This window comes from Streptomyces camelliae, assembly GCF_027625935.1.
Lineage (GTDB): Bacteria > Actinomycetota > Actinomycetes > Streptomycetales > Streptomycetaceae > Streptomyces > Streptomyces camelliae.
The window spans coordinates 1,060,072-1,072,281 of the sequence record NZ_CP115300.1 but is presented as its reverse complement, the minus strand read 5'-3'; the positions used below and the strand labels follow the sequence as shown (position 1 = coordinate 1,072,281).

Below are 12,210 nucleotides of genomic sequence, written 5' to 3'. Positions count from 1 at the left end.
GGCCGAGGGCGACATGGCGGTGTGCCGTACCGAGGCCCGACGCGGCCGCCTGCTCACCGGCCGTCCCGGTCGGGGACACCGGCCCGGCCCCGTCCCACCCCGCGGGCACGGCGAGCGGCCCCGCCCTGCACCGCCCGCAGCCTGCGACGTAACCTTTCTCCACCGTGCCGGGACCGGCCCGCGTCGGCAGGCACCCTCTGCGGCGGCGGGGCACCGGCCGTTCCCACGCCGGCCCGTCCGAGGAGATCCCGCATGTCCGCAGCCCGCCCCCGTCTGCTCTACGTCACCGACCTGGCGTACCGGGCCCGCGGGCGCCGCTACTGCGACGAGGACATCTTCCTCACCTCCCGGCTGCGTGCCCGCTTCGACCTCGCCCTGTGCCACCCGCTGGACGCGGGCGCGCTGATGGACGGCTTCGACGCCGTGGTCGTCCGCAACAGCGGGCCCGTCCTGGGTCACCAGAGCGCCTACGACGCCTTCCGTGCACAGGCGCTCGCCACCGGCGCCCGGGTGTACAACCCGCTCACCGGCAAGGCAGACATGGCGGGCAAGCAGTATCTGCTCGACCTGAGCGCCGCCGGCTTCCCCGTCATACCCACGGTCGGCAGCGCCGAGGAGCTGCACCGGCTGCCGTCCGCCGAGCGGTACGTCGTCAAGCCGAAGCTCGGCGCGGACTCCGTCGGCCTGCGGATCGTGCCCGCCGGACAGGTCGCGGCAGCCGTCACGGCGGCCGGCGGCGAGGTGCTGATCCAGCCCTGCGTCGACTTCGTCCACGAGGTGTCCTTCTACTTCGTCGACGACGACTTCCAGTACGCCTTGTACGCGCCCGACCCGGAGCGCCGCTGGGAGCTGCGGCCCCACGCCGCGACCGCCGCCGATCTGGAGTTCGCCCGGCGCTTCATCGACTGGAACGACCTCGGCCACGGCATCCAGCGGGTGGACGCCTGCCGCACCCGCGACGGCGGCCTGCTGCTGGTCGAACTGGAGGACCTGAACCCCTATCTGTCCCTGGAGGCGCTGGCGGAGGAGGCCAGGGACGCCTTCGTCACCGCGTTCACGGCGTCCCTGAGCCGCTTCGCGCACGGCGCCGCCCTCAACCCGGCCTGACCGTCACCCGCGGGTCGTCCCCGCCGGGCCCGTGAGGTCGCCGAAGGGCAGCGTCGATCCGGTGGCCGCCGAGGGGAGTGTGCCCGGCGCGGACGTCACCGCAACGACCGCCCGCCTCCAGGTCACGGTGAGCCACTGCGTATGGCCACCGTGCCCGCCGATGTGCGCCCACTTCGCCCGGTGAGCGTCGGCCGTGGAGGTGAGGGCCCGGGTCGGGCCCGGCGGTCTGAACGGGGCCGCTGTCCCGGCCGTATCAGTGCTCGGGGACGGAAGGAGAGCCTGGTGTCGACACCGCCCGATCCTGAACGCCCGCATCACGGACCGGTCCTGGAACCCGTACGAGTGCTGCGGCCTCGCCGCTTCGACGCCCTCGCCGAGCTGATGCGGGAGATCCGGCCGGACCCGGTGGCGTACGAGCCCGTCACCACGAAGCCCGGACCGCGCCCGGCACTGGAGCGAACGGCGCACACCACCGAGGAGGACACACAGGAGCTGCCACCCGTGCCGCCGGCCGGCTCCACCCCGGGCGTCCCGCGCCGAGCCCCCGGTCTGCGCCGGGCCGTCCTCGCCGGGGCCATCGCGGTGGCCGCGCTCGTCGGTTTCGGCTGCGCGATGCTGCTGTCCGACGGCCTGAAGTCCTCCGCGGCCGCGCCTGCGACCCCGCCCGCGACGACCGCACCACCCGCGACCACGCCGGCTCCCACCGCCTCCGCGGCTCCCACCGCCTCCGCCGCGCCCACCGCCGCCACCGACCCCGACGGCCCCGGCACCCTCCGCCAGGGCGACACCGGCCCCGAGGTCACCGAACTGCAGCAACGTCTGCTGCGCATCCCGGACGTCTACCGCGACGGCTCCACGAACGGCACCTACGACGCCACGCTCACGGCGGCCGTGGCCCGGTTCCAGCTCTGGTACGGCATCAGGGGCGACGAGACCGGCGTCTACGGCAACGACACGCGCCGTGCGCTGGAATCACGGACGACCCTTGGCGACGGTTTCTGAGACCGGGCGGAAGCGGACCGGGGCAAGGGACGAAGCGGACGGCCCGCCGCCAACGTCAGCGGCCCGGGCCACGGACCGCCAGGGCCTCGCTGACCGCGCGCACGCTGCGGGCGATGTGCTGGAGCTGCATGACCTCGGCGGCGTACATCTTGATCGTGTGCTCGATGACCGACTCGGGCAGTCCCAGCATCGGCAGTTCGGTGCGCGCGGTCTGCAGGGCGGTGCGGGCCACGCGGACCTCCTGCTGGACCTGGATCTGGGCGTGCCGGGCGAGCAGAACGGGGTGCCGGATGAGCGCCGGGTAGCTGGCGTACCGCGCGGGGATCAGCTCCCGCAGCCATTTGGCGGCCGAGCGCTCCCAGTCGTACGAGCCCGGCGTCTTGACCTGACAGGGCCAGTCGGGACTGATGCGCGTGCTGGTCAAGGGCATGATCATCGCTTCCGGTGTGCGGCGTCGTGAGGGTGTCGACGAGTGCGGGGCGGCCCCGGTCTAGGGGATGGCCGGGGCCGCCACGGGCGCGTCGCGCAGATGGCGCGCCCCGGAACACCCCGGGCACCGACGTGGGTAGGGAACGGCGGCTGAGGGTGTCCGTACAGGGGCCCCGGGTACGCGGAACCGGCGCTGCGTGGTGAGGTGCGTACGCATGGGCTGGTCCGTCGGCTTTCTCGGGGCTGTGGTGCGAGCAGTATTTATATATGCCGTCCCGTTTGCAAGCCGTATGAAAACATTCATGCGTGCTTTGTGTCGGATGATCCCTGTCCGGGGGAGAGGGGGTGCAGGATCTTCACGGGTGCCCGGCGCGCGGACGCGGACCGCCGTGGCGTCGGTCCGTCGTGGACAGGTCAGTCCTTCATGAAGAACTGGTGCTGCTCGGAGAGCTGCTCGTACTTCTCCAGCCGGGCCTGGGTCCGCTCGGGGTCGGCGTCGGTCATGGCCTGCAGCAGCGCGGCCGCCAGCACACCGGGCGCGGCGTAGGAGTCGAACACCATCCGGGAGCCGGTCCCGGTGGTGAAGGTGATGTCGGCCTCGTCGGCCAGCGGCCCGAGCGCGAGGTCGGTGACGAGGGCGACCTTCAGGCCGGCGCCGCGGGCCACCTGGACGGCGTGCAGGGTCTCCTGGGAGTGCCGGGGCATGGCGAAGGCGAGCACCCAGGTGCCGCCGGCCTCGCGGGACTGCAGCAGCGCGTCGTAGGCCACGCTGCCGCCCCGGGTGACCAGCCGTACGTCGGGGTGGATCCGGCGGGCCGCGTAGCCGAAGTACTCGGCGAGGGACACGGAGATGCGCAGGCCCAGCACGGTCAGCGGGGTCGAGCGGGACAGTGCGCGGCCGACCTGGATGATCCGGTCGGGGTCGGCGAAGTCGCGGCGCAGGTTCTCCAGGTTCTCGATCTCGGCGTCGACGGCCGCCTGGAGCTCGTTGGCCCGGTTCTCCTCGCCGGGTCCGCCCGCGAGGGTGCTCAGGGCGATCGACTGGAGCTTCTCGCGCAGCGCGGGATAGCCGCTGAAGCCGACGGCGGCGGCGAAGCGGGTGACGGAGGGCTGGCTCACCCCGACCCGGTCGGCCAGCTCCGTGATCGACAGGAACGCGGCCTCGGTGATGTGCTCGATCAGGTACTGGGCGATGCGCCGCTGACCCGGTGACAGACGCGGCCCGTCGAACAGCTCCCGGAGCCGGGAGGTCGGGGCGGGCTCGGCTTCGGGCACGGTCTTGCCCGAGGTGATCGCTGACGCCTGCGCGCGTGCCTGCTGGGGCGAGGACACCCGGTCGCCTCCTTTGTCTGCCACGACCATTCAACATAGCTCACCGGACGTTGTGACCAGCAGGTTGAGCGTACGTGCTCACCGGCGATAGAGGCTGATCGAATGACCGACGTCGCCGACCGGATGACTGGAGGTGATCAGTTCGGCCAGCTTCCCGCGCGCCTTGGCGACCGCCGAGTCCGACACCGCCAGCAGACCATGTACCCGGTCGGCCGGGACATCGCGCGGATCGGCGGCGCGGATGCCGTAGTACGACGGCACACCGCTGCCCTTGTACACCAGCCACACCCGCTCGCCCGGAGGTTCCCGCCGGAGCCGGTCGGCGAGCCGGCCCAGGTCCTGACCCCAGTCCACGTTGGAGTCGTGCAGCAGCCGGTGCGTCTGCGCGGGCCCGCCGAACGCCTCGTTGGCGTACGGCAGGTAGTACGGGTAGGTCCGCAGCGAACTCACCGCCGTCCACAGCACCAGCGCGGCCGTCACGGCGGCCGTCCGGCGCCGGCCGGGCCACGGTGCGCCGGCCGGTGCACAGGCCGCCGTCACCGCGAGGAACACCGGCACGAACAGCGCGTACCGCGTCCCGAAGTCCCGCGCGCCGGTCATCGCCGCTGCGATCAGGACGCCGGGCGGCAGCAGCAGATACGGTGCCGCGGGCCGCAGCCGCCGTACCGCGACGAGTGCCACGGCACCGGCCGCACCGAGGGCCAGCAGGCCGAGTGGTGTCTTCACCAGCAGGGCCGCGGGCAGGTAGTACCAGCGCGAGCCGGTGTAGAGGTGCCCGAACAGATACCCCTGCCACGGTTGGTCCTCGAACGCGAACTGCACCCGCATCCCGGCCCGGTACGCGGGCGGCAGCGGCAGCAGACCGACCAGCCGGCCGCGCAGACCGTGCAGGGCCGGGACCGGTTCGGCGGGCGAGAACCGCAGCCGCGGATCGACCGCCAGATACGAGACCCAGACGACGCCGACGGCCACCAGCCCCACCACGCCCGCACCCCCGGCCGCCCCCGACACCCTCCGCCACCGCCCGCCCGCCGTTCCAGCGCGGGGGGCCAGGCCCCGGCGCTGCCGCCCGTCCTGGGCCGGCCCGACGTCGGCGGACTCGTCCGTTCGCTGACGGCTGCCGGCCGGGCCCACGGCACTGGACAGGGCCTCGTACCGACGGCCGCCGGCCATCCCCGCGAGCAGGGACAGGACCTTGCGCCGACGGCCATCGGCCGGACCGGCGAGGGCGGACAGGGCCCTTCGCCGACGGCCACCGGCGGGACCGGCGAGGGCGGACGGGACCGTCCGTCGGGGCGTGTCGTCCTCCCGGCCGCCGTGCGCGAACCGCCGGCCCGTGCCTGTGCCGGAGTCCGTTCCGTCCGCCGGCGTTGCCGCCCGCCCCCGCCCCGCCGCCAGGACCGACACCACCGCCAGCCCCATCAGCACCGGCACCGCCGGCAACGTGCTCATCTTGGTCGCCACGGCCGCCCCCAGCGCCGCCCCGGCGAGCGGCAGATACAGCGCGGGGCGCCGGCGCGCCCGCCACACCAGCCAGGTCGAGGTCAGCACGCAGCCGGCCGCCGGCATGTCCAGCGTGGCCAGTGAACCGTGGGCGATCAGATCGGGGGAGAAGGAGTACAGGGCGAGGGCCACCAGGCCACCGGCCGTACCCGTCAGCTCGCGGGCGAACGCGAAGGCGACCAGCCCGCACAGCAGCGTCAGCGCGATCACCGGCAGCCGCGCCCACAGCATCAGCCGCCATGGGTCGTTGCCCGATTCGTACAGCAGATGCCGGCCCACGTCCCCTTGCGTGCCGGGATACGACGGGTCGTAGTGCGGGCCGGCCACCGCCACCCCGGCCTCGATCAGCAGCTTGCCGAGCGGCGGATGCTCGGGGTTGTACCGGATCCGGTGCTCGTGCAGATAGTCGGTGGCCGTCGCGACGTACACCGGTTCGTCGATCGTCGGGGTCTGCCGGACGGCCGTCGTCACCATCGCCGCGGCCATCTGGGCCAGCAGCAACGCCACGAGAAGCGGAACCAGCCACCGCCGGTGCCGGCGCACCCGGGCGTACAGGCGGGCCGGCACCCGCGCGGGTGCCGTTCGGCTGAGGACCAGGTGCTGTGCGCGCGCCATCATCCGCCCCGCGGTGGCACCGGCCGTACGGCGGCGGGGGAGTGCGTGGGCCGGATCATGGCCCTACTGTCGCACCGCTCCCGCCGCCGGGGGTGTCATCGCTGCACGAGTCGTACCGACAGACCTTCTGCCGTGTACACGGGTACGGCCCGCAGCCGCTCGGAGTTCACGTCGATCCGGGCGAACCGGCCGCGCAGCCGGGGCACGTCGAGGACCGGCACCGTGCTGCCCGCGGCCGGCGGCCGCTCGGTGTCGAGGCGCAGCGACAGCACCGCCGAGTCGCCCAGCACCGCGAGGTGACGGGCCGTCAGCGGGGCCTTGCCGCCCGCGCGCAGGGTGACCTCCAGCGTGCCCGCGTCCTGCGCGTAGGCGCCGCGCACCCGCAGCCGCCCGTCGATCCGCAGCGTGCCGTCCGTCACCCGCACGTCCCCGTGGCCGAGGGCGTCCTCGCCGGCGGCGACCAGCGTGCCCCCGGCCAGTACGGTCCCGCCGGTGTACCGGTTGCGGCCGGTCAGCGTGAGCGTGCCGGTGCCGCGCTTGGTCAGACCGCCGCGCCCGTCGATGTCGTTGCGCCAGGCGTCGGCCGCCGAGAAGCCGCCCGCCGCCGCGTCCAGCGTGACCGTGACGTCCGTGTCGAAGGCGCCGTAACCGTCCGCCGCGGCGAACAGGTTCAGCCGGCCCCACTGCTCGAAACCGTCGAGCAGCACATAGCCGGAGGGCAGCCCGGTGGTGCGCAGCACCTCGCGGCGCTGGTCCGCGCTCAGATACGGCAGCCGGGTCTCCAGCAGCACCTCGGCGCCCTTCGGCACGGTCAGCGGCACCTCGCGGCCCTGCCGGGTGAGGACGTACGTCAGCCGGGGCCGGACCGCGCGCGCGTTGGCGTCCCGGTCGGCGTACGGGTCGGTGCCGGTGTGCGCGTAGGCGTACAGCGTGTCGGCCGTGGTGCCGGTCTGCGCGGTGAAGTAGGCGAGGGCCTGGGCGCGGGCGGCGGCCTTCAGGCCGGCGTTGGCCGGGTCGGCGAGGGTGGCCGCGGCGAGGGCGGTGGCCATGATCCGGCCGCCCATGACGTCGACCGGGTGGTGCATGCCGGCCACGATCCGGGTGTGGCTCAGCTCGAAGGCGCGGGTCACCAGCTCCTGGAAGCGCTCCGGCACGGCGTACGCGTAGGCCAGCGCGGCCAGATGGAAGGCGTTGGTGTGACCGCTCGGGAAGCCGCCGTCGTCGGCCGGGGAGGTGCCGCGCTGGCGCAGCAGCTGCGGGGCGACGACCACGGGGGAGTCGTAGACCGGGTACCCGAACGCGTCCGTCTTCCCGGTGTCGACGACCTCGCTGTTCTCGTTCAGGCGCCAGGGACGCGGGTACTGGTAGGCGTACTTGGAGGGGTTGCCGGAGGCGTAGGGGCCGCGGAGGGTGTCGACGAGTTCGGCGACCTTGCCGAGCGCGGAGTCGTGGGCGCCCGCGCCGAGCGCCGAGCCGGCCGGGGCGCCGGCGGGCACGGCGTCGCTGACGGTGGTCGCCGGGGTGCCGTCGGGCGCGCCGGTGATCGAGGTGACCGCCTTGGCGCCCGCCGTGTACAGGCCGGCCAGCGGGCCGAGGCCGGCGATCATCGCGTAACTCTGGTGCTGGCGGTCGTAGACGAAGGCTTCCTTGGCCTGGGCGTCGGTGCGCCGGGCGGTGGTCGTCGCGCAGTAGCGCAGGTCGGCGCGGAGGATCTCGGGGCGCAGCGGGGCGCCGGTGTTCCAGGCGGAGCCGGTCTTCCACACCTGGGCGAAGCCGCCGAGGGCCCGGACCACGGCGTTGGTCTCGGGCGTCAGGTTGGCGGCGACGTTGGTCCTGTAGTCGTCCACGAACGCGGCCGGCGCCGTCGCGGCCTTGGCGTCGGCCGCCGGCAGCCAGACGGCGACGGCCGGGGCGGCGAGCACCCCCGCCGACGCGGCCAGCGTGGTCGTGAGGAAGCCGCGCCGGTTCAGCGCGGAGGAGGGGTGCCCGGCGGGTGACGGCATGCCTGTGCCTCTCAGGGACGGGCCACGGGAAAGCCCGGCGCACTGTGCCGAGTTGTGTGATCCCGTGGAGAAGAACGGGGAAGAAGTTGAACGGATGAATATTTAGGGCGAGGGTGTGACCCGCTGGGGAGACCCGGGTGATCTCCGGCTGTTCGGCAGGTGAACGCGGGGAGTCCGGCGCACAGAAACCAACAGCCGGTGCACGGATGTGTCACAACAGCAGCCGGGTGCACGGGAGTTGGTGCGTCACAGCAGCGCACGCGCGAGCGCCACCGCCCCCTGAACCGGCGGCACCCGCAGCGGCCGGGGCCGGGCCGACGGCAGGGACGCGGCGAGCGCGCCGGCGAAGGCGTCGTACAGCGGTGGCTGGGCGAGGATCGTGCTGCCCGCGACCACCACGTCGTCGACCGCCGCACCCCGCCGTTCCAGCAGGACGATCAGCGCGGCCAGGCCGCGGCCCCCGGCGGCGATCACCTCCCGGGCGAGCACGGAGCCCGCCTCGGCGGCGGAGAAGACGGCCGGGGCGGCCCGGCCCCACGCGGCGGACGGATCGGGGGCGCTCTCCAACGCCGCGCCCAGCGCGGGCACTTCGGGCACGCCGAACGCGTCGAGGAGCGCCGCCGCCAGCGTGTCGGGTGCCTCTCCCCGGTCGTGGGCGGCCCAGCAGGCGCGCACCGCCTCGCGGACCAGCCCAGCCGCGCCGCCCTCGTCGCCGAGGACCGCGCCCCAGCCGCCGACCTGCACCGGCGTACCGTCGGCGCGGCGGCCCACGGCCACCGAGCCGGTGCCGGCGACCAGACCGGCGCCCTTGTCCAGGGCGGCGGCGGGGACGAGGAGTTCGGCGTCGCCCACCACCAGTGCGGGCGCGTCGAAGTGGAGATGCAGGGCGGTGCGGATCTGCTCGCACTGGCGCGGGGTCTCGCAGGCGTGGCCGCCCACCGCCAGCGCCGACGGGCGCAGGCCGGCCGGCAGGGCCTCGGCGGTCAGCCGGGCCAGCCAGCCGGCGGCGGCGACCGGATCGTGCGGCCGCCAGCCGCTGCTCGAACGGACGTGGTCGGCGATCGGGGTGTGGCCGGCCAGGGCACGCAGATGCGTCTTGGTGCCGCCCACGTCGATGCCGACCAGGACGGGCGTGGAGTCCTGCACGGGACCTCTTTCGTCGTGTGCGCTGTCGTTTGTCGTGCGCGTGGTGCTGCGACGGCGGGCGAACCGTGCCTGGATGAAGCGGGGGCAGAACGGTCGGGAAGCCCCGGGACGGGCCTCTGGCGGAGTACGGCAGGCGAGTACCGTGAAGTTCGTTAGGAAATTAACTAACGAAGTACAGTGCGTCAAGAGTCTCGCGACGACCTAGTGGGAGAACCGTGGAACACGACGTGGTGGCTGTGCCCCGGCTGACCGAGAGCGCGAGCGCGGTCTTCGCCGTGCTCGCCGAGGCGGGCAGCGCGACCCGGCCGCAACTGGCGAGCCTGGCCCGCCTGTCCAAGCCGACGGTGTCCTCCGCCGTCGCGGAGCTGGAGAGCGCCGGGCTCGCCGCTCACTCCGGCACCGCCTCCAGTGGCACCGGCCGCACCGCCGCCGTCTACCGGCTCGGGCCGGAGGCCGGCGCGGTCCTGGCCGTGGATCTCGGCCCGGACCTCACCCGGGTGCGGGGCTGCGCCCTGGACGGCACGCTGCTCGCCGAGGCCACCGGCTCACGGGCGGGGGCCGCGGACGCGGTGACCGAAGCCCTCGACGCGCTGCCGGCCGCGGCCCCGCTGCGGGCCATCGTCGTCGCGATCGGCGACGTCAGCGCACCGGCCACGGAGAGCTCCGGGGAGCGTCCGGCGACCGCCAAGGCGGGCCCGGTCTTCGACGCCGTGGCCGTCGCGCTGCCCCCGGGCGTCCCGGTCCACCTGGAGAACAACGTCAACTGCGCCGCCCTCGCCGAGCTGCACGAGGGTGCCGCCCGGGGCCGGGGCACCTTCGGCTATCTGCGGGTCGGCGTGGGCGTCGGCCTCGGCATCGTCGTCGGTGGCCAGGTGCTGCGCGGGGCGAACGGCGCGGCCGGCGAGCTGGCCCGGCTGCCCTACCCCTGGGACGAGGGCCGCGAGCCGCGCCTGGAGGCCCTGGAGGAGTACATGGGCGCGCGCTCCCTGCTGCGCCGCGCCGCCGAGGCCTGGCGGGACGCACCGGACGCGAACGGTCCGTGCCCGCAGACCACCGAGCGCCTGTTCGCGCTGGCCGGCGGCGGGCAGGGACCGGCCCGTGCCGTGGTCGACGCCCACGCCGCCGACGTGGGCCGGCTGGCCGCCGCCGTGGCCGCCGTACTGGACCCGGGGCTGATCGTGCTCGGTGGCAGCACCGGCGCGGACCCGCAGCTCCTGCCCGGGGTGCGGGCCGAGCTGGCCCGGCTGAGCTGGCCCACCGAGGTGGTCAGCAGCACGGTCGGCGATCTCGGCACCGTGGTGGGCGCGGCCCGGCTCGCGGTGGCCCGAGGTGTCCGAACCGTGACCGAGCCCGCGCGATGGAGGCATTGACGGCTTCCGGCTCGCTCTGCCAATGTCCGGACAAGCGCTTTCTAAGCCGGGCGGGACACCGGCTTGGGTTGGCGTCCCGCCCGTACGCGAAGTACGGCAGCCGCACGAGGGCGTGCTTGTGCGACGACGGCCCTCATGGCCGGGGATCCCACCCGCGAAGACGACGCGGCCGGGCGAGGCCGCGCCCCCGGAAAGCGAAATTTCCTGCAAAATGCACCCGTGCCGCCTCGGTCGGCGCCGTGCTCCGTCCCCCTACGACGAAAAGGGATCGAAGATGACCAGTGTGGGTGTGCGGCGCTCCCGCCGACTCGGCCGCGGCGGCATACGTCGCGTGGTTCCCCTCGCTGCCGTGGCCGCGGCAGGTGCCCTTCTGCTCTCCGCCTGCGGGTCGGGGTCCGGCTCGGGCGGGACCTCCAAGTCGCTGACGTTCTGGATCTCCACGGTTCCGGGGCAGGACGCGGGCTGGAAGAAGCTGGTGGCGCAGTACAAGAAGGAAACCGGCGTCGACGTCAAGCTCGTCAACATCCCCTACGACGGCTACCCGGCGAAGCTCCACAACGCCGCTCAGGCGAACGCTCTGCCGGACGTGGCGGACGTGCCCGCGCTGGACCCGATCTGGTCGAACAAGCTGCTCGACCTCAGCTCCATCGCCAACAACAAGAGCAACAACATCAACGGCAACTTCCTCGCCAAGGACTCGTCCGGGAAGGTGCTGTCCATCCCCTCGGACGTCACCGCGTCCGGCCTGTACATCAACGAGACCCTGTTCAAGAAGGCCGGCGTCTCCTTCCCGACCTCGCCCCAGAAGACCTGGACCTGGACCGACTTCATCAAGGCGGCGAACACGGTCCGGGAGAAGACCGGCGCCAAGTACTCCCTGACGTTCGACCAGTCGCCGTCCCGGCTCCGCGCCATGGTGTACGAGATGGGCGGGCAGTACGTCCACGCGGACTCCTCCGGCACGTTCTCGGTGGACGACGCGACCAAGAAGGCCGTGAACTACTTCGTCGGACTGAACGACGACAAGACCATGCCGAAGTCGGTGTGGACCAGCGGCGCCGACCCGTCGGCCATGTTCCAGAGCGGTGACGTGGTCGCCTACTGGTCCGGCGTGTGGCAGGTTCCCGCCTTCGCGGAGAGCATCAAGAAGTTCGACTGGGCGAGCGTCCCGACTCCCGCCGAGCCGGTCCAGGCGAGCGACGTCAACAGCGGCGGCATGATGGTCGGGTTCAACAACAACGGCGCCGCGGCCACCGCCGCGCAGAAGTTCCTGGCCTGGGTGTACGAGCCGAAGCAGTACACCGAGCTGGTCGAGTCCTCCGGGTTCCTCCCGGTCGAGAGCGGCCTGAACCCGAAGTACCCCTTCACCTCCGAGGCGGCGCAGGCGGCGTTCAAGCTGTACAACCAGGAGATCCCGCTCTACGCCCCGATCTCCGGGTACTTCAACACCGCGCAGACGAACTGGGTGCTGAAGGGCAAGAGCCTCACCACCGACCCGACCAAGACGGAGCTCGGCAAGGCGATCAACGGCCAGCAGTCGGCCGACAAGGCCCTGGAGAACATCGTGGCCGGCTACAACCAGCAGGTCGGCGGCGGATCGTAGACCACAGGGCCGGGCGGCGGGGTCGAGACACCGCCGCCCGGCCCTGCTCGCCCACGTGACGCCGGGCTCATGGCGTGAGCCCACAGGAACCCATTCCACC

9 protein-coding genes are annotated in these 12,210 nt (G+C 73.4%); 4 read left to right on the top strand and 5 right to left on the bottom strand.

Translation table 11 applies throughout. From position 1 onward, the window contains the following. Positions 1 to 252: 252 nt before the first annotated feature. A complete protein-coding gene (locus tag O1G22_RS05070; RefSeq protein ID WP_270086334.1) occupies positions 253 to 1,107 on the top strand; it encodes an ATP-grasp domain-containing protein in 855 nt (284 codons plus the stop codon). Positions 1,108 to 1,389: 282 nt separating this feature from the next. Then, positions 1,390 to 2,109 carry a peptidoglycan-binding domain-containing protein gene (locus tag O1G22_RS05065; protein ID WP_270080179.1) on the top strand — a complete coding sequence of 240 codons (720 nt, stop codon included), beginning with the start codon at positions 1,390 to 1,392 and terminating at the stop codon, positions 2,107 to 2,109. A gap of 55 nt (positions 2,110 to 2,164) precedes the next feature. Here the strand turns inward: O1G22_RS05065 and O1G22_RS05060 are convergent, their stop codons facing one another. The 5 genes from O1G22_RS05060 to O1G22_RS05040 all read right to left on the bottom strand — a co-directional run bounded on the left by O1G22_RS05060 (position 2,165) and on the right by O1G22_RS05040 (position 9,137). Continuing rightward, positions 2,165 to 2,545, bottom strand: coding sequence for a hypothetical protein (locus O1G22_RS05060; protein ID WP_270080178.1), 381 nt, complete (start codon positions 2,543 to 2,545; stop codon positions 2,165 to 2,167). A 407-nt stretch (positions 2,546 to 2,952) separates the two neighbouring features. Continuing rightward, a complete protein-coding gene (locus tag O1G22_RS05055) occupies positions 2,953 to 3,870 on the bottom strand; it encodes a MurR/RpiR family transcriptional regulator (protein WP_270086333.1) in 918 nt (305 codons plus the stop codon). A gap of 78 nt (positions 3,871 to 3,948) precedes the next feature. After that, positions 3,949 to 5,991 carry a phospholipid carrier-dependent glycosyltransferase gene (locus O1G22_RS05050; RefSeq protein ID WP_270080177.1) on the bottom strand — a complete coding sequence of 681 codons (2,043 nt, stop codon included), beginning with the start codon at positions 5,989 to 5,991 and terminating at the stop codon, positions 3,949 to 3,951. Between the two features lie 92 nt (positions 5,992 to 6,083). Further along, entirely contained in the window at positions 6,084 to 7,991 is a 1,908-nt protein-coding gene (locus tag O1G22_RS05045; protein ID WP_270080176.1) for a phosphatase PAP2 family protein, read from the bottom strand. A 246-nt stretch (positions 7,992 to 8,237) separates the two neighbouring features. Then, positions 8,238 to 9,137, bottom strand: coding sequence for an N-acetylglucosamine kinase (locus tag O1G22_RS05040; RefSeq protein WP_270080175.1), 900 nt, complete (start codon positions 9,135 to 9,137; stop codon positions 8,238 to 8,240). Between the two features lie 215 nt (positions 9,138 to 9,352). On the opposite strand from O1G22_RS05040, the gene O1G22_RS05035 reads away from it, so the two are divergent. Continuing rightward, positions 9,353 to 10,507 (top strand): ROK family transcriptional regulator, encoded by a 1,155-nt coding sequence (locus tag O1G22_RS05035; protein ID WP_270080174.1) that lies wholly within the window; start codon positions 9,353 to 9,355, stop codon positions 10,505 to 10,507. A 274-nt stretch (positions 10,508 to 10,781) separates the two neighbouring features. Next, complete coding sequence (locus tag O1G22_RS05030; protein WP_270080173.1) at positions 10,782 to 12,110, top strand: extracellular solute-binding protein; 1,329 nt, start codon at positions 10,782 to 10,784, stop codon at positions 12,108 to 12,110. The last annotated feature ends 100 nt before the right edge of the window (positions 12,111 to 12,210 follow it).